Raw genomic sequence first — 16,743 nt, forward strand, 5'->3', positions numbered from 1 at the left:
GAGACGGACAGGCATGGACAGCCTCAACCTCTTTATCGATGGCGAACACGTCGCCGCCGAAGACACCCGCGAATTCGAACGCGCCAACCCGGTCACCGGCGAGGTGGCCACCCGCGCCGCCGCCGCCAGCAAGGCCGATGCCATCCGCGCGGTGGATGCCGCCGCTGCGGCTTTCCCCGAGTGGGCCGGCGTGGCCCCCGGCCTGCGCCGCAAGCTGCTGATCAAAGCCTCGGAGGCGCTGGCCGCGCGCGGCGACGACATCGTCGCCGCAATGAAGGCCGAGATCGGCGCGACCGAGGCATGGGCCCGGTTCAACGTCATGCTCGCCGCCGACATGCTGCTCGAAGCCGCCAGCCTGACCACCCAGATCAAGGGCGAGATCGTGCCCTCGAACCGGCCCGGCTCCACCGCCTACGCCGTGCGCCAGCCGGCGGGCGTGGTGCTGGCCATGGCGCCATGGAACGCGCCGGTGATCCTTGGCGTGCGCTCGATCGCAACGCCGCTGGCCTGCGGCAACACCGTGGTGATGAAGACCTCGGAGCTGTGCCCGCGCACCCATGCGCTGATCCTCGAGGCGGTCTCGGAGGCGGGGCTGCCCAAGGGCGTGGTCAACGCCATCTCCAACGCCCCAGAGGATGCGCCGGAGTTGGTCGAGACGCTGATCGCCCATCCCGCCGTGCGCCGGGTCAATTTCACCGGCTCGACCCGCGTGGGCCGCATCGTCGCCGAACTGTCGGCGCGGCATCTGAAGCCTTCGCTGCTGGAGTTGGGCGGCAAGGCGCCGTTCATCGTTCTCGATGACGCCGACATCCCCGCCGCCGTCGCGGCTGCCGGTTTTGGCGCCTACATGAACCAAGGCCAGATCTGCATGTCGACCGAGCGCATCATCGTCATGGATGAGATCGCCGACGCCTTCGTCGCCGCTTTTGCCGAGAAGGTCGAAAGCCTCACCGCGGGCGATCCGCGCGAGGGCAAGGCGCCGCTCGGCAGCCTTGTGAACATGGGCGCCGCCGACCGCATCCGCGACCTCATCGAGGACGCCGTGCAGAAGGGCGCGCGGCTGATCGGCGGCGGCGGCTCGGGCACCATCCTCAACGCTGCGGCGCTGGATGGCGTGACGCCGCAGATGCGGCTCTACGCCGAGGAAAGCTTCGGCCCGGTGTCCTCGATCATCCGCGTGGGCAGCGTCGACGAGGCGGTGCGCGTGGCCAATGAAAGCGAGTTCGGCCTGTCGGCGGCGGTCTTCGGCCAAGACCAAGCCCGCGCCATGGCCGTCGCCCGCCGCATCGAGAGTGGTATTTGCCACGTCAACGGCCCTACCGTGCACGACGAGGCGCAAATGCCCTTCGGCGGGGTGAAGGATTCAGGTTACGGTCGCTTTGGCGGCACCTGGGGGATCGCCGAGTTCACCGAACTGCGCTGGCTGACCACGCAGGACGGCGATCTGCACTACCCGATCTGATCCGGGGAGGGATCATGTCGGAATTTTTCTGGGAGGAGAAAACATGAAACTCAATCTGGCAAGAACCGCAGTCGCGGCCCTCGCCCTCAGCGCAGCGGCAAGCGGCGCATGGGCGCAGGAGCACGTCTTCAAGCTGCACCATTTCCTCGGCGCCAAGTCGCCGGCGCAGACCGACATGCTCGAGCCGTGGGCCCGCGCGGTCGAGGAGAACTCGGGCGGCAGCGTGAAGATCGAGATCTACCCCTCGATGACGCTCGGCGGGCGTCCGCCGGAACTGATCAATCAGGTGCGTGACGGCGTGGTGGATCTGATCTGGACGGTGAACGGCTACACCCCGGGCCTGTTCCCGCGCACCGAGGTGATGGAACTGCCTTTCGTCTACACCAATGATCCGGTGGCGGCGAACCTCGCCCTCGCCGATATGTACGACGCGCATCTCGCCGAGGATTACAAGGGCGTCGAGCCAATGTTCATCCACGTCCACGCTGGGCAGGCGATCCACACCGTGGACACCGAGGTGCGCAGCCCCTCCGACCTCGAAGGGCTGAAGCTGCGCATTCCCACCCGCACCGGCGCATGGGTGATCGAGGCGCTTGGCGCGTCGCCGGTGTCGATGCCGGTGCCGGACCTGCCGCAGGCGCTGTCGAAGAAGGTCGTCGACGGTGCCTTCATCCCGTGGGAGATCATCCCGGCGCTGAAGATTCAAGACCAGACGCAATACCAGATCGAGGGCGCCGACAAGACCCGCTTTGGCACCACCACCTTTCAGGTGTCGATGAACAAGGCGCGCTGGGACAGCCTGCCCGAAGACGTGCAGCAGGCCTTCCAAGACGCTTCGGGGCGCGAGTGGCTGGCCGAGGTTGGCAGGATCTGGCGCGACATCGACGAGCGGGGCATCAAGGTGGCGACCGACGCGGGCAACACCCACGTCACGCTCACCGAAGAAGAGACCGCGGCCTTCGAAGAGGCGCTGACCCCGGTGGTCGATCGCTGGATCGAAGACGTCACGGGCAAGGGCATCGACGGTGCCGCGATGGTCGAGACCGCGCGTGAGCTGATCGAGAAGAACGCCGACGCGGGCATGAGCAACTGATGTTCGCGACAGAAGTAGAGGGCCGCAGCGGAGTTTCCGCTGCGGTCGCGCGCATTGTCACCCTCTGGGCGCTGCTCGGCGGCGTGCTGCTGTTGGCGATCGTGCTGGTCAACGTCGCCTCGGTGGTCGGCGCGGTGGTGGCCAAACCCTTTCCCGGCGATTTCGAACTGACCGAGATGGGCGTCGCCGTCGCGGTCTTTGCCTTCCTGCCCTACTGCCAACTGACGGACGCCAATGTGACCGCCGATATCTTCACCGCGAACGCCCCCGGCCCCGTGCTGGCCGTGCTGCGCGCGCTCGCCTCGCTGATCGCCTTCGGGTTCGCCTGCATCCTTGTGTGGCGGATGTATCTCGGCATGCTCGACCAGAAGGCCTATAGCTATACCACGACGATCCTTCAGCTGCCGATCTGGTGGGCCTTCGTGCCGATCCTCGTGTCGCTGGTGCTGCTAATCGCCGCCGCCGCCGTTACCTTCCGCGAAAGCCTGTCGGAGGTGCGCAGATGAGCGATCCCATCACCCTCGGCATCCTGTCGCTGGTCATCCTCGTGGTGCTGATCGCGATCCGCATTCCTATCGCCTACGGCATGATCCTTGTCGGCGGCGTCGGCATCGCGCTGGTCAACGGCCCGATGCTGCTGATGAGCCAGCTGAAGACCCTCGCCTACGGGCAGTTCTCGATCTACGACCTTTCGGTCGTGCCGATGTTCGTGCTGATGGGCGAGCTGGCCACCGTTGCCGGGCTGAGCCACGCGCTGTTCCGCGGCGCCAATGCATGGCTGGGCTGGATGCGCGGCGGCACCGCCATGGCCGCCATCGCCGGCTGTGCGGGCTTTGGCGCGGTCTGCGGCTCGTCGCTGGCCACCGCCTCGACCATGGGCAAGGTCGCCCTGCCCGAACTCAAGCGCTACAATTACGCCGGATCGCTGGCCACCGGCTCGCTCGCCGCGGGCGGCGTGCTGGGGATCCTGATCCCGCCCTCGGTGGTGCTGATCGTCTACGCGGTGATCGTCGAGGCCAATATCGTCACCATGTTCGCCGCGGCGATGCTGCCCGGCATCCTCGCGGTGATCTTCTTCATCCTGACGATCGCGCTCTACGTGCTGATCCGCCCCGAGGCGGGCCCGCCGGGCGGCGCCTCGACCCGTTCCGAGTTCATCTCGGCGACCCTCGGGTTGCTGCCCGTCATGGTGATCTTCGGGCTGGTGCTGGGCGGCATCTACGCCGGGTTCTTCAACCCCACCCCGGCAGCGGCGGTGGGCGTGTTCCTCGTCTGGGTCTACGGCATGGCCAAGCGCAAGCTGAGCCTTGCGCAAATGGTCATCGCGCTGAAATCCACCGCCCGCACCTCGGGGATGATCTATGTGATCCTGCTCGGTGCCGAACTGATGAAGATCTTCATGTCGCGCATCGGCCTGCCGCAGCAGGCGGCCCTGTGGATCGCCGAAAGCGGCATGGCGCCGATGACGGTGATGGTGCTGATCCTCGTGGCGCTGATCCTGCTTGGCTGCCTGATGGACAGCATGTCGATGATCCTGCTGGTGATCCCGTTCTTCTGGCCGATGCTGGTGGAGATCAACGGCGGGCTTTACGCCACCGCCGACGGCGCCGGCTTTGCCATGAGCACCGAGGATCTCAAGGTCTGGTTTGGCATCCTTGCGCTCATCGTCGCCGAACTGGGGCTGATCACCCCGCCGGTGGGGATGAACGTGTTCATCATCTCGGCGCTGGCCAAGGACACGCCGATGATCGAAACCTTCAAGGGCGTCGCGCCCTTCTTCTGTGCCGAGCTCGTGCGGGTGGCGCTGCTGCTGGCCTTCCCCGCGCTGACGCTCTGGCTGCCATCGCTGCTGGGAGGCTGAGATGAAAGACAAGGCAACCGTCACCGCGGGGGGGGCGATCTTCCCCCGGCTGAAAGCGCTTGGCGTAGACTATGTCTTCGCCAATTCCGGCACAGACTTTCCGCCGATCATCGAGGGGCTGGCGCAGGCCGCCGCCGAAGGCATCGATCTGCCGAAAGCGCTGGTCATGCCGCATGAGCACGCCGCCATGGGCATGGCCCATGGCTACACGCTGATGACCGGCAAGCCGCAGGCGGTGATGCTGCACACCAATGTGGGGCTCGCCAATGGCGCCATTGGCGCGATCAACGCCGCCTGCGAGCACATCCCGATGATCCTCATGTCGGGCCGTACCCCGGTCACCGAGCAAGGCCGCTTCGGCGCCCGCACCGTGCCCATCGGCTGGGGGCAGGAGATGCGCGATCAGGCGGCATTGGTGCGCGAGGCCTGCAAGTGGGAGTACGAGCTGAAATTCCCCGAGCAGGTCGGCGGCCTGCTGGACCGCGCCCACGCCATCGCCAGGTCCACGCCCAAGGGCCCGGTCTACCTGTCGATCCCGCGTGAGGTGCTCTGCGAGGAGGTCGCCACCGAAGGACTGGAGGCCCCCGCGTCCATGGCGCCGTCGCAGGCGGCGCCGGACCCCGAGGCGATCGCCACGCTGGCGCGCTGGCTGGCCGAGGCCGAGCATCCGCTGATCATCGCGCAGCGCGGCGCCGGAGACGCCGAGAGCTTCGCCGCCTTTGCGGATTGGGCCGAGGACTGGGGCATCGCGGTCTGTTCGTGGTGGGCCACCCATCTGGCGATCGCCACCGACCATCCCTGCCACGTCGGCGCCGACCCCGGCCCGTGGCTGGAGCAGGCCGATGTGGTGCTGATCCTCGATTGCCTCGCGCCATGGATGCCCGACGCCCATACGCCGCGTCCGGGCGCCAAGATCGTCAACATGGGGCCCGACCCGATCTTCTCTCGGTTCCCGGTGCGCAACTTCCGCTCGGACCTGTCGATCACCGGCGAAAATGCCCGCACGATCCCGGCGCTGATCGCCGCCATGGCGGCGTTGCCCAAGGGTGATCACATCGCCCCTCGCCGTGCCCGGCTGGCGGACACCACCGCCCGCGCCCGGCTGGCCCTAACCGACGCGGCGCGACCGAAGGGAGATCTCCTCACCAAGCCCGCGGTCAGCCGAATCCTCGGCGAAGCCCTCGACGTGCAGGACGCCCCAACGTCGGTCTTCTCCGAGCTCGGAACCATGCTCGGCCCGCTGCCGCGGCGCGCGCACCGCTCGTGGTTTCAGGAGCCGCATTCCGGCGGGCTCGGCTGGTCCTTCCCCGCGGCCCTCGGCGCGCAGCTGGCCGAGCCAGAGCGGCTCTGCGTCGCCACGCTCGGCGACGGCAGCTACATGTTCGCCAACCCCGTGGCCTGCCACCAGATCGCCGAGGCGCTGGCCTTGCCGATCCTGCTGGTGATCCTCAACAACGCCGAATGGGGCGCGGTGCGCGCGTCCGTCACCGGGCTCTACCCCGATGGCGCCGCGGGGCGGGCCAACCAAATGCCGCTCACCGGTCTTTCGCCCTCGCCCGACTTCTGCAAAGTCGCCGAGGCGAGCAATGCATGGGCACGCGCTGTGGCCACGCCCGACGCGCTGCGCCCGGCGCTCGACGCCGCGCTGAAGGTGGTCCGGGAGGAGCGCCGCTGCGCCCTGCTCAACGTGCGCATCACGGGCTGAGGCCTCGCGCTGACACCCCGACCCGGCGCTGGCCCCGGCGCCGGGTTTGCGTATTTGGAAAAGAGAAGAAGCGGCGGGCCTCGCTTCCGGGCGGTCTTCTTCTCTTTAAAAATACGCCGGGGGTGAGCCGCGCAGCGGCGAGGGGGCAGCGCCCCCTTTTACGCGGGTCCGCCTTACGCGAACCTTCAGAGGTCCAAACGCGAAACGGCGCCCCAAGGGGCGCCGTTTGCAACTCCGTTTACGGAGTCGGAAAAGCTCAGGAGGCTTCCTTGATGAACTTCACCGCGTCGCCGAACGTCTGGATGGTTTCGGCTGCGTCGTCGGGAATCTCGATGCCGAACTCTTCTTCGAAGGCCATCACCAGTTCCACGGTGTCGAGGCTGTCCGCGCCGAGATCATCGATGAAGGAGGCGCTCTCGGTCACCTTGTCTTCTTCAACGCCCAGGTGCTCAACCACGATCTTGCGCACGCGATCAGGAATATCGCTCATTCTTCTGTCCTCACAATGTCCTTGGGCCATTTGACCCATCTCTTGCCCTCGCCCCAGCGGGGTGGCTGCTCAATCCGCCCGGAACCGGGCAGCGTAACCCCGGCAGACCGGGAGCGACCGGCAAGCGCAGAGCCCTCCCCGGTCAAAGTTCCTGCGCGCCTATAGCATACGCGCGCAGGATGGCAAACGCTTTCCGAGATGCCCGAAGGCACCCGGTCAGAGCATTGCCATACCGCCGTTCACATGCAGCGTCGCGCCTGTGACATAACCAGCTTCTGCGCTCGAAAGATAGAGCACCGCTGCGGCAATTTCATCGGCGGTGCCCATGCGGCCCGCGGGCACCTGGCTCAGGATACCCGACTTCTGGTCCTCGTTGAGCTTGTCGGTCATCGCCGTCTCGATGAAGCCCGGCGCCACGGCGTTGGCGGTGATGCCGCGCGAGGCGACCTCATAGGCCAGCGATTTGGTCATGCCGACGAGGCCCGCCTTGGCCGCCGAATAGTTCGCCTGCCCCGGGTTGCCGGTGGCGCCGACGATCGACGAGATATTGATGATCCGGCCCCAGCGCGCCTTCATCATGCCGCGCATCACGCCCTTGCAGAGCTTGAAGTTGGCGGTGAGGTTGACGTCGAGCACCGACTGCCACTCTTCGTCCGACATGCGCATGAACAGGTTGTCGCGGGTGATGCCGGCGTTGTTGACCAGAATATCGACCGCGCCCATGGCGTCGGCCGCCTGCTTGGGCAGCGCCGCCACCGCTTCGGGGTCCGACAGGTTGCAGGGCAGCACGAAGGCGCGCTCGCCCAGCTCATCCGCCAGTGCCTGCAGCGGCGCCTCGCGGGTGCCGGACAGCCCCACCGTGGCGCCCGCCCCGTGCAGCGCCTTGGCGATGGCGCCGCCGATGCCGCCCGATGCGCCGGTGATCAGCGCGCATTTTCCCGTCAGATCGAACATAAGGCCCGTGCCCCTCTCGTTTTGCCGTAAGTCGTTCCGGGCGATATGGCATTCCCGCCGCCATCGGGCAAGGGCAAGCACCCGTCGCCCGGCGCAGGCTTGCCGCCGCGGCGCCACGGTTTTGTGCTATCCTGCCTGCAAGCCAGGCAGATCGGAGGAGGACGGCATGGCCAAGGCAACCGCATTCCCGCGCGAGGACGGGCTGCTTTATCTCACCGAGGGCGGCACCGAGACCGAGATCCTCTATCGCCACGGCCACGCACTGCGTGACTTCGCGATGTTCGAACTGATGGACAAGCCCGCCGCCGTGACCGATCTGCGCGACATGTACCGCCGCTATCTCGACGCGGCGGCGGAGCATGGGTTCGCCGCGCTGATGGCGGGCTTCGACTATCGCGCGAGCCCCGACTGGGGAGAGAAGCTGGGGTACTCTGCCGAAGGCCTGCGCGAGATGCAGCACAAATGCATCGACTTCCTGCGCGAGGTCGCCCGCCCCTACGCAGGCCAGCTGCCGCGCATCGCCATCGCGGGCTGCGCCGGGCCGCGCGGCGATGCCTATGCGCTCGACCAGACCATCACCGCCGAAGACGCCGAAACCTATCACGCGGTGCAGATGCAAACGCTGAAGGAGTGCGAGGTCGATCTGGTCTGGGCGGCGACGATCAACAATGTGCCCGAGGCCGTCGGGCTGGCCCGTGCCGCTGCCGGGGCGGGTCTGGCGATCAACCTGTCGTTCACCCTCGACAGCACGCACAGGCTGCGCTCGGGGCCAAGCCTGCGCGACGCGATCGAGGCCACCGACGCCGAAGCCGGCGATGCGCGGCCCGACAGCTATGGCATCAACTGCTCGCACCCGCTGGAATTTCAGCCTGCACTCGAGCCGGGGGCATGGTCGGAACGATTGCGCTCGCTGCGGCCCAATGCCGTTAAGATGGACAAGGTCTCGCTGTGCAAGCTGGGCCATATCGAGGAAGGCGATCCGGAGGATCTGGCGCATATGATGGCCGCGCTGGCGCGGCACTATCCCGACATTGATATCTGGGGCGGCTGCTGCGGCACGTGGGACACGCATCTGCGTCTGATTGCCCGCGAGGTACATGCCGCGAGGGAAGGCGCGATACCTGCCTGAAATTGCACGCATTTGCGCTTGGCAGGAAATCCGATTAAATCACTCAACTAATTGTTTTTGTACGATTTTTCCGGCTCCCCTCTTGCGCCGGGATGGCGGGGCGGTTAGTTGATGTCTCAAGACAGCGAGCCAGCCGAAACGCCAGCCAGCCATCCACCTCCCGCAAGCCAGACCACGCCGCGCCCCAGCTTCCCCGTGAACGCCAGGCAGCCACGCAGGTCGACGCCAGCTTCCGGAGACACCTCCTCCCCGCACGGATCGCAGCTGTTCCCCGCGAACGCGCCACGCCCCCGTCTGCGGGTTGAGAGCATTGGCCCCTCATCCTTTCTTGCACGCAGTCAACGGGCCGCACTTGGCCCCGCGCCGCGTGGGGGCCACGAAGACTGCGGCCCCCGATGGCTGTACCAGCCCAACAAAAAACCCCGCGACCGTTTCCGGCCGCGGGGCTTTGCTTTGCCTCAGACGTGCGCCTGATCAGGCGGCTTCATCCGCCAGACGCGGCACCAGCGCGCGCATCACATCGGCCATCTCGATCACGCCCACCGGCTTGTCGCCGCGCAGCACGCGGAAACGCCGGTCCATTTCGCCGCCGGCGGCGGCGATCACGCTTTCAAGGTTGTCGGTGTGCTGCACGTCGCCCGAGAAGACCTCGCCCGCGGGCACATCCTTGTGCATCACCGAGCGCACGCGCAACACGCGGGCGCGGTTGATGTCAGCGACGAACTCTTCGATGTAAGGGTCCGACGGGTTGAGCAGGATGTGCTGCGGCTCGCCCTGCTGCACCACCGCGCCATCCTTCAGGATCACAAGATGGTCGGCCAGCTTCAGCGCCTCGTCGAGATCGTGGGTGATGAAGATGATCGTCTTGTGCAGCTCTTCCTGTAGCTCCAGCAGCAGGTCCTGCATGTCGGTGCGGATCAGCGGATCGAGCGCCGAAAAGGCCTCGTCCATCAGCATGATGTCCGAGTTCGACGCCAGCGCCCGGGCGATGCCCACGCGCTGCTGCATCCCGCCCGACAGCTGGTGCGGGTATTGCTCGCCGTTGCCCGCGAGCCCCACGCGGTCGAGCCACTTTTGCGCCTCGGCCTCGTAGTCGCCGCGCTTCACGCCGCGCGTCGCCAGCGCCATGCCGGCGTTTTCCAGCACGGTGCGGTGCGGCAGCAGCGCGAACTTCTGGAACACCATCGACATGTTCTCGCGGCGGAACTTGCGCAGACGGGTCTCATTGAACGACAAGATGTCCTCGCCGTTCACGATGACCTCGCCCGCGGTGGGTTCGATCAGCCGGTTGAGGTGGCGGATCAGCGTCGATTTGCCCGAGCCCGACAGGCCCATGATGACGGTGATCCGACCCTCGTGCATGTCGACGTTGATGTCGTCGAGGCCCAGAACGTGGCTGCTGTCGTCCAGCAGCTGCGCCTTCGACTTGCCCGCCTTCACCTCGGCGAGCGCGCCCTGCGGGTCCTCGCCGAAGATCTTGTAAAGATTGCGGATCGAGACTTTCACAGTGTCTGTCATGTCACTCTCCTTCAGCGGCTGGATTGGCTGGCGTCGATACGCGCGAGCGAAGCCTTGGTCACACGGTCAAGCGCAATGGCCAGCACCACGATGCCAAAGCCCGCGACAAGCCCGGTGCCCAGTTCGAGGTTGCGGATGCCGCGCAGCACGAGAATGCCCAGACCCGGCGCCGAGACCATCGAGGCGATGACCACCATGGCAAGGCTCATCATGATCGTCTGGTTCACACCAGCCATGATGTTGGGCAGCGCCAGCGGGATCTGCACCCCGAACAGCTTCTGGCTCTTGGTCATGCCAAAGGCGTCGGCGGCCTCGATCACGTCCTTGTCGACGAGGCGGATGCCGAGGTCGGTCAGGCGCACCACCGGCACAATGGCGTAGAGGATCACCGCGATGCCGTAGAGCTTCGGCTCGGTCACCGAGAACAGGAAGATCAGCGGGATCAGGTAGACGAAGGGCGGCAGCGTCTGCAGCATGTCGAGCACCGGGATCGCCACGCGCTGCAGCTTGTCGCTGCGCGACATGGCGATACCTATGGGCACGCCGAACAGCACGCATATGAAGGCGCAGACGAAGATGATCGCGAGGGTCTGCATCGCCACCGTGTAATGGTCCACAAAGGCCAGCAGACCGATCACGACGGCCACGAGGCCAACGATCTTCCACGACCGCGTCACGGCCCAGCAGATCAGCAGCAGGATCGGCACCATGATCCACCACGGCGTCTCGGTCATCAGCCACAGCGACTCGCGCAGCATCCAGCTGAGCGGCTGGGTGATCGGGTCGACCACCACGCGCAGCGCGTCGCGGATGCCGAGAAAGCCCTGTTCGAGCCCTTCGGTCAGATCACGGGTTTCGGGAATCGCGCCGCAGGCGTCGTGCAGCGCATCAAGCGAAGGAAAGGGAAGATCCCACAGCGACGTTGCTGCGGCGGCATCGTCCCCGCTGGTCTTGGCCAGCAGGTCGGCCATGGACATCGGGCCGTCGCTGGCCCCGCCATCGCACCAATCCCGCAGCCCCAACGTGTCGAAAAGACCGTCATAAGTTGCCATGTATCGATGTCCGGACCCTCAGCGGGCCCGCCCTGAATTGTGAAACGAAAAGAACGGGACCGCACCCTGCGGCCCCGTTCGAACGGGCGCAGTGCGCCCTTGGGTCATACGATTACTGCAGCAGCTGCGACAGCTTTTCCTGCGCGGCCTCGTTCAGCCAGCCCTGCCACTCGCCGGAGTTGGCGGTGATGAAGTGCACGGCGGTCTCTTCAGCCGAGGCGTTGTTCTCGTCCTGCCATGCCAGCAGGCCGCTCATGGTCGAGGTTTCGAACTTCATGTTGCGGAAGAACTCGGTCACGGCCGGGTTCTCTTCGGCGAAGTCCGCGGTCACGGCGGTGAGGATCGGCGCGGCCGGGAATTCCGAGACCTGCGGATCCGGCGTGTCGGGGTTCTGCAGGTTGTTGAAGGCGGCCTCGTCATAGTCGCCCAGTTCGACCTGCGTCATGTCGTATTTGCCCATCGGCACGGTCGGGCCCCAGTAGTAGCCGAACCACGGCTCACCATCGGTGACCGCCGCGCCCATCGAGGTCGCCAGCGTCTCGCCCGAGCCATGGTTGAACACGTCGATTCCCGCGCCTTCGAGGTCGAGCGCGCGCACAAGGTTGTCCGAAACCACCCGGCAGCCCCAGCCGTCAGGGCAGTTGTTGAAACGGCCGCCAACCAGCTCGGGGTTTGCCATCACGCCCTCGATGGTGGTCAGTTCCGGGTGCTCTTCGGCCAGCGCGGTGGGGATCCACCAGCCTTCGACGCCGCCCGGCTCCAGTACCGAGGTCAGTTCGACCAGCGAGCCGCCCTCTTTGAGCTTCTTGTAGGCGTCGCCCGCCGAGTTCATCCACAGGTTGGTGATCACGTCCGGCTCGCCGTTTTCGGCCACCGAGGTCATTGCCGGCACGGTGTCGGACTGCACGAGGCTCACGTCGCAGCCGTAGCCCTGCTCGAGCATGAATTTCGCGACATTGGTGGTCACCTCGGCGGCGGCCCAGCCCATCTGCGCGATGGAAACTTCGCCGCACTGGCCAGCCTCATCCTGTGCCTGCGCCGCGAGGGGCAGCATCAGCGAGCTTGCGAGAGCGGTGGAAACGAGTGTCAGCTTACGCATGGGTAAACTCCTTTGTAGTCTTCGGGAGGGTTCGACCACGACGCCGGGCCACCATCGGTGCCCGGGGGTTCGGATGCACACGCAGAGGCGCGGCGCAAACAGACCACTTTTTGTCGTTTTTGGTCATTGAGGCGACCCCTAACCCGGCGCGGCGCGAGGTGCAAACACTTGCCCTGTTGACGCGAGCGAAGCGCTATGTGCTTGCGCGCACGTTGATTTCGAAAGCGCATCGATCGCTGCAGCGAGCGAAATTGCGCTGCAAAATTGCCCCCCCCTGTTCGCGGGACCGGTCTCTCCGCGCCCAAACCGTTGAGACGGCGCAACAGAACTTCATACGCCTCACTGGCCCCCTTGGCTGCCGCGAAAAAGTCAAAATACTTGCGAAGGATCAGGTCCTTATGCCGCCCTCGGACAGCTAAGACCAAACAGGCGCAGAAAAGCAGAGCAAATGATACGAACAACACCGGCGTTCCGATTTTTCGTCTTCGGGGTCCTCTATGCGGCGGCGTCGCTGGCGTTCGCCCTGCTCACGCGCGAGGGCGTGTTCGACAACTTGCAAGGCTCGCTGGCCGTCGTTGCGCGCTTGCCGCTGCAGATGTTCACCCTGTTCTGCATTGTGCTGATCTTGGCTTTGCTGAACGCCATGCGCCGCAAGCAAGAGACTGTGCCGATGGTCGCACTGCAGATCACCCTGGCCTATCTCGGTGTGGCGGCGATGCACGCCGGCTTCACCCTGTTCAAAACGGGTATGCCTACGCTGCTGCCCTATTTCGCCGATCCGCTGCTCGCCGATCTCGACGTATGGCTCCACGGAGGCACCGACGCGTGGCGGGTGGTGGATGACACGCTGGGCTCGGACGTGGCGCGGAAGCTCTTGCCAGTCTATCAACTGCCCTGGCTGATGATCGCGTTCCTTTTCCCAGTGCTGCTGGTGGCGACCGACAATGACAGCGCGCGCGTGAGCCGTTTTCTCACGCTCTACGGCGCGGCATGGCTGCTGATCGGCAACATTCTGGCGCTGGCCGGGCTTTCGGTGGGACCGATCTACTATGACCGCCTGCTCGGCACCGCACGTTTCGCCGAGCTGCGGCAAGTGCTGGGCACGCAGGGCGTCGATCAAATCTTCATCGGCCAGGTGCAGGAATTTCTCTGGTCGATGTACATCAGCGGCAAACACGCGCTGGGAACCGGCATCTCGGCCTTCCCTTCCGTACATGTCTCGGTGGCCTTCACCGTCACGCTGTACTGTCTCGAACGCTCGGCCCTGCTGGTGCTGCCCGGTCTCGCTTTCGCCGCCGCAATCCTGCTGCTGTCGGTTTGGAGCGGCTATCACTATGCGATCGACGGCTATGTCTCGATCCTTGCCATGCTCGGGCTCTGGGGCTGGCAGCGCCTGCGCGCCCGCAGCCCGCGCCACGTCCCGCAAGACACCGTGGCTGCCCCCGCAGCCTGCGAGGCACAGGGCAGCTGACGTTGCGCAACCGTGGACACGTCGCCGCCGCCCCTTGGGCGCCGGCCGGGGCGACTCAGGATTTCTGAAAGAGATCAAAGTGGTGCGGGTGAAGGGACTCGAACCCCCACGCCAAAGGCGCCAGAACCTAAATCTGGTGCGTCTACCAATTCCGCCACACCCGCACTCGGGCGCCTGCGCGCCCGGATCGGCGGATCTCTAGCAAAGAGCCACAGAGGAGGCGAGAGGAAAAATCACCTTCGAGAAAAGCCGCGACTTTAAGGCGCCATTGACGTAACGTCTGTCAAAACGAGGCAGTGATAAAGCAGGACAGCGCCCATGGAACCGAAAACGGTCCGGCGCGACGACGGGAGCCTTCCCGCGCGCCATATCGATTCTTCGTGCACGATGAACGCCCTCTTGGCTGGCACCTCGGTGCTTACCCTCGATGGCGCTCTGCCGGTGGAATATCTGTCTCCGGGCGACCGGGTGATCACCCGCGACAGCGGTGTCGCGGTGCTGCGCCGGGTGCGCCAGTTTCGAAGCACGCTCGCGATGACGGCGATCCGCGCCGGGTCGTTGGGCCATTCGCGCCCCGACGGAGACACGCTGCTTCCCGCCGACCAACAGATCCTGCTGCGCGGTTGGCGGGCCTCGGCGCTTTTTGGTGCAAGGCAGGCGCTGGTCCCGCTGCGCCGGATCGAGGATGGACACTTCGTCCGCGCCCTTGGCCCGCGCCGCGCATTGCTGATCGCCCTCAGCTTCGCGCGGCCACATATTCTCTATGCAGACGGGCTGGAACTGGCGGCGGCCGCCCCGATGCCCCTGCCCGCCTGACACCAAAAGCCGAGAGCCAAGCCGGCCGCGCCGTTAAAGCGGCGTGACCTCCCGAAGAACCTGCGGCAGCGCCTCGGGCAGATCCTCGGCGATGAGGCCGGGCCCAAATCTACGGGCCGCTTCCACATGGAGATAGGCCGCGGATTCGGCGGCCTGCATCGGCCTCGCGCCACGCGCCAAGAGGCCGCAAATCAGCCCGGACAGCACATCCCCCGCGCCAGCCGTGGCCAGCCATGGCGCGGCGCGCTGGTAAACCGCGGCATGCACCGAAGCCGTACCGTCCGGCGCCGCGATCACCGTGTCGGCGCCTTTCAGCAGCACCGTGCAGCCGGCTCGCGCGGCCGCCGCGCGCACGGCATCGATGCGCGATGGTGCCGGCCCTTTTGCCGCGGGCGCAGAGAGGCGCTCGGCCAGATCGGGAAAGACGCGCGCAAACTCCCCGCCGTGCGGGGTGAGCACGCAGCGTTTGTGGAGACATGAAAAGAGAACATCCGGCGCCTCGGCAAAGGCGCTGAGCGCGTCGGCGTCAAGCACCGTTGCCCGCTCGGCCATCAGCGCCGCCGGAACCAACGCCCGCGCTCTGTCGATCCCAAGGCCGGGGCCGAGGCAGAGCGCGTTCAGCCGCGCGTCTTCAAGCAGCGTGGTCAGATCTTCAGCCTCTTCCACACGGCGCAGCATGAGCGCGGTAATCTGCGAGGCGACCTCCATCTGCGCGCCGCCCGGCGCGCCCAGCGTGACCAGCCCCGCGCCGACCCGCAGCGCCGCCCGCGCCGCCAACCGGGCCGCGCCGGTGCGGCCGAAGCCGCCGCTGAGCACCAGCGCATGCCCATAGCCGAACTTGTGGCCAGAGCGCTTGTCCAGCGGCAGGCTCGGCGCGGTGACCAAACGCGCGGCGCCCGGCACCGGTGCGGCGCCAAGGCCGATCGACGCAACCTCGAGCGCGCCGCAAAACTCAGGCCCGTCTGCCAGCACATGTCCCGGCTTCGCGCTGTGGAAGGTCACCGTGAGATCGGCGCGAAACACCGCGCCCGCATCGCCTTCGGCGTCAAACACCCGCCCCGAATCTGCGCAGAGCCCGGACGGCAGATCGACCGCCACATGCTGCCAGTCCGCAAAGTCCGCGCCGCTGAAACGGTCCAGACAGGCGGCAATTTCGGCCCCGAGGCCGCGCGTCAGGCCCGTGCCGAACAGCGCGTCGATGAGCACACCCTGACCGCCGCTCAGACGTGGCGCGACGTCGGGCGTCAGCGGGGTCACCGCTCCCAATTCGTGCCAGCGCTGGTGGTTGAGCGCCGCGTCAGGCGGCAGACGCTCTGCCTCCCCAAGAAGAAAGACCTCAACCTCCCAGCCCTTCTGCTGCAACAGCCGCGCGATGACGAAACCGTCGCCGCCGTTGTTGCCCGGCCCGCACAAGACGATCGCCCGCCCCGCGCCCGCCAGAAGCTGTGGCCAGCGGTGCGCCATTGCCGCCACGACGCCCGCCCCGGCGCGCTCCATGAGATCCGCACCGCGCAAGGCACCGCTGTCGATCGCGCTCCGCTCCACCTCGCGCATTTGCACACTGGTCAGAAGCTCTGACATTGCTTGGTTTTGCAAGTTTTCAAACTGCCCATACAAACGGCGACTTGCGCAAAATGTAACCACATGCCAAAAATCGCCTCATATTTCCCTGCCGCAGCAGCCTATCCGATTGTCGACGCCGATGAGAAGTGTTCTGGCAGGGTCCGACACGGGATCACGAGGAGACAGCCATGAAGAAGGTCGAGGCGATCATCAAGCCGTTCAAGCTCGACGAGGTGAAGGAAGCCTTGCAGGATGCAGGCATTCAGGGCCTGTCTGTGCTCGAAGTCAAAGGCTTCGGTCGTCAGAAAGGCCACACCGAGCTCTACCGGGGCGCGGAGTATGTGGTTGATTTTCTTCCTAAGGTGAAAATCGAAGTGGTTCTCGATGACGATCAGGTGGATGCCGCGGTCGAGGCGATCATCGCAGCCGCCAAAACCGACAAGATCGGCGACGGCAAGATTTTCGTCAGCCCTGTCGAACAGGCGATCCGCATCCGCACCGGCGAATCTGGTTCCGACGCTCTCTGAGCG

General features: G+C 66.0%; 15 protein-coding genes and 1 tRNA gene. 9 read left to right on the forward strand and 7 right to left on the reverse strand.

Going from position 1 to position 16,743, the window contains the following annotated elements; genetic code table 11:
- Positions 1-13: 13 nt before the first annotated feature.
- The 5 genes from ACXAJT_RS02520 to ACXAJT_RS02540 are packed head-to-tail and all read left to right on the forward strand — an operon-like array spanning position 14 to position 6,121.
- Entirely contained in the window at positions 14-1,462 is a 1,449-nt protein-coding gene (locus tag ACXAJT_RS02520; protein ID WP_475232640.1) for an aldehyde dehydrogenase, read from the forward strand.
- Positions 1,463-1,505: 43 nt separating this feature from the next.
- The gene (locus tag ACXAJT_RS02525) at positions 1,506-2,555 is read left to right on the forward strand and encodes a TRAP transporter substrate-binding protein (RefSeq protein WP_475232642.1); all 1,050 of its coding nucleotides are present in this window, start codon (positions 1,506-1,508) and stop codon (positions 2,553-2,555) included.
- Complete coding sequence (locus tag ACXAJT_RS02530) at positions 2,555-3,061, forward strand: TRAP transporter small permease (RefSeq protein WP_475232644.1); 507 nt, start codon at positions 2,555-2,557, stop codon at positions 3,059-3,061. The genes ACXAJT_RS02525 and ACXAJT_RS02530 overlap by 1 nt, the downstream gene beginning before the upstream one ends.
- Positions 3,058-4,416, forward strand: coding sequence for a TRAP transporter large permease (locus ACXAJT_RS02535; protein ID WP_475232646.1), 1,359 nt, complete (start codon positions 3,058-3,060; stop codon positions 4,414-4,416). Before ACXAJT_RS02530 ends, ACXAJT_RS02535 begins: the two co-directional genes overlap by 4 nt.
- Position 4,417: 1 nt before the next feature.
- Positions 4,418-6,121: a thiamine pyrophosphate-requiring protein gene (locus tag ACXAJT_RS02540; RefSeq protein ID WP_475232648.1), complete on the forward strand. Its 1,704-nt coding sequence runs from the start codon at positions 4,418-4,420 to the stop codon at positions 6,119-6,121.
- A gap of 256 nt (positions 6,122-6,377) precedes the next feature.
- On the opposite strand, the gene ACXAJT_RS02545 is transcribed toward ACXAJT_RS02540, so the two are convergent.
- Complete coding sequence (locus ACXAJT_RS02545) at positions 6,378-6,611, reverse strand: acyl carrier protein (RefSeq protein WP_007800270.1); 234 nt, start codon at positions 6,609-6,611, stop codon at positions 6,378-6,380.
- A 216-nt stretch (positions 6,612-6,827) separates the two neighbouring features.
- Complete coding sequence (fabG, locus tag ACXAJT_RS02550) at positions 6,828-7,565, reverse strand: 3-oxoacyl-[acyl-carrier-protein] reductase (RefSeq protein ID WP_475232650.1); 738 nt, start codon at positions 7,563-7,565, stop codon at positions 6,828-6,830.
- A 166-nt stretch (positions 7,566-7,731) separates the two neighbouring features.
- On the opposite strand from fabG, the gene ACXAJT_RS02555 reads away from it, so the two are divergent.
- Positions 7,732-8,694 (forward strand): homocysteine S-methyltransferase family protein, encoded by a 963-nt coding sequence (locus tag ACXAJT_RS02555; protein ID WP_475232652.1) that lies wholly within the window; start codon positions 7,732-7,734, stop codon positions 8,692-8,694.
- A 474-nt stretch (positions 8,695-9,168) separates the two neighbouring features.
- On the opposite strand, the gene ACXAJT_RS02560 is transcribed toward ACXAJT_RS02555, so the two are convergent.
- From ACXAJT_RS02560 to ACXAJT_RS02570, 3 genes are all read right to left on the reverse strand, one after another.
- On the reverse strand, positions 9,169-10,212 hold the full coding sequence (locus ACXAJT_RS02560; protein WP_475232654.1) for a quaternary amine ABC transporter ATP-binding protein: 1,044 nt from the start codon (positions 10,210-10,212) through the stop codon (positions 9,169-9,171).
- 11 nt (positions 10,213-10,223) lie between these two features.
- Positions 10,224-11,264: an ABC transporter permease gene (locus ACXAJT_RS02565; protein WP_475232656.1), complete on the reverse strand. Its 1,041-nt coding sequence runs from the start codon at positions 11,262-11,264 to the stop codon at positions 10,224-10,226.
- Positions 11,265-11,376: 112 nt separating this feature from the next.
- A complete protein-coding gene (locus ACXAJT_RS02570; RefSeq protein WP_475232659.1) occupies positions 11,377-12,363 on the reverse strand; it encodes an ABC transporter substrate-binding protein in 987 nt (328 codons plus the stop codon).
- A gap of 448 nt (positions 12,364-12,811) precedes the next feature.
- Between ACXAJT_RS02570 and ACXAJT_RS02575 the strand changes: the two genes are divergently transcribed.
- On the forward strand, positions 12,812-13,834 hold the full coding sequence (locus ACXAJT_RS02575) for a phosphatase PAP2 family protein (RefSeq protein ID WP_475232661.1): 1,023 nt from the start codon (positions 12,812-12,814) through the stop codon (positions 13,832-13,834).
- A gap of 80 nt (positions 13,835-13,914) precedes the next feature.
- On the opposite strand, the gene ACXAJT_RS02580 is transcribed toward ACXAJT_RS02575, so the two are convergent.
- Positions 13,915-13,998: transfer RNA gene (locus tag ACXAJT_RS02580), tRNA-Leu, on the reverse strand.
- A 154-nt stretch (positions 13,999-14,152) separates the two neighbouring features.
- On the opposite strand from ACXAJT_RS02580, the gene ACXAJT_RS02585 reads away from it, so the two are divergent.
- Entirely contained in the window at positions 14,153-14,650 is a 498-nt protein-coding gene (locus tag ACXAJT_RS02585; RefSeq protein ID WP_475232664.1) for a Hint domain-containing protein, read from the forward strand.
- Between the two features lie 33 nt (positions 14,651-14,683).
- On the opposite strand, the gene ACXAJT_RS02590 is transcribed toward ACXAJT_RS02585, so the two are convergent.
- Complete coding sequence (locus ACXAJT_RS02590; protein WP_475232666.1) at positions 14,684-16,231, reverse strand: NAD(P)H-hydrate dehydratase; 1,548 nt, start codon at positions 16,229-16,231, stop codon at positions 14,684-14,686.
- 170 nt (positions 16,232-16,401) lie between these two features.
- On the opposite strand from ACXAJT_RS02590, the gene ACXAJT_RS02595 reads away from it, so the two are divergent.
- Positions 16,402-16,740 (forward strand): P-II family nitrogen regulator, encoded by a 339-nt coding sequence (locus ACXAJT_RS02595; protein ID WP_475232668.1) that lies wholly within the window; start codon positions 16,402-16,404, stop codon positions 16,738-16,740.
- Positions 16,741-16,743: the final 3 nt, after the last annotated feature.

It is taken from the genome of Salipiger sp. ABF4_146 (assembly GCF_056161345.1).

Coding starts and splice junctions, on each gene's coding strand:
- ACXAJT_RS02520 (WP_475232640.1), top strand. CDS start 14: ATGGACAGCCTCAACCTCTTTATCGATGGCGAACACGTCGCCGCCGAA.
- ACXAJT_RS02525 (WP_475232642.1), top strand. CDS start 1,506: ATGAAACTCAATCTGGCAAGAACCGCAGTCGCGGCCCTCGCCCTCAGC.
- ACXAJT_RS02530 (WP_475232644.1), top strand. CDS start 2,555: ATGTTCGCGACAGAAGTAGAGGGCCGCAGCGGAGTTTCCGCTGCGGTC.
- ACXAJT_RS02535 (WP_475232646.1), top strand. CDS start 3,058: ATGAGCGATCCCATCACCCTCGGCATCCTGTCGCTGGTCATCCTCGTG.
- ACXAJT_RS02540 (WP_475232648.1), top strand. CDS start 4,418: ATGAAAGACAAGGCAACCGTCACCGCGGGGGGGGCGATCTTCCCCCGG.
- ACXAJT_RS02545 (WP_007800270.1), bottom strand. CDS start 6,611: ATGAGCGATATTCCTGATCGCGTGCGCAAGATCGTGGTTGAGCACCTG.
- fabG (WP_475232650.1), bottom strand. CDS start 7,565: ATGTTCGATCTGACGGGAAAATGCGCGCTGATCACCGGCGCATCGGGC.
- ACXAJT_RS02555 (WP_475232652.1), top strand. CDS start 7,732: ATGGCCAAGGCAACCGCATTCCCGCGCGAGGACGGGCTGCTTTATCTC.
- ACXAJT_RS02560 (WP_475232654.1), bottom strand. CDS start 10,212: ATGACAGACACTGTGAAAGTCTCGATCCGCAATCTTTACAAGATCTTC.
- ACXAJT_RS02565 (WP_475232656.1), bottom strand. CDS start 11,264: ATGGCAACTTATGACGGTCTTTTCGACACGTTGGGGCTGCGGGATTGG.
- ACXAJT_RS02570 (WP_475232659.1), bottom strand. CDS start 12,363: ATGCGTAAGCTGACACTCGTTTCCACCGCTCTCGCAAGCTCGCTGATG.
- ACXAJT_RS02575 (WP_475232661.1), top strand. CDS start 12,812: ATGATACGAACAACACCGGCGTTCCGATTTTTCGTCTTCGGGGTCCTC.
- ACXAJT_RS02585 (WP_475232664.1), top strand. CDS start 14,153: ATGGAACCGAAAACGGTCCGGCGCGACGACGGGAGCCTTCCCGCGCGC.
- ACXAJT_RS02590 (WP_475232666.1), bottom strand. CDS start 16,231: ATGTCAGAGCTTCTGACCAGTGTGCAAATGCGCGAGGTGGAGCGGAGC.
- ACXAJT_RS02595 (WP_475232668.1), top strand. CDS start 16,402: ATGAAGAAGGTCGAGGCGATCATCAAGCCGTTCAAGCTCGACGAGGTG.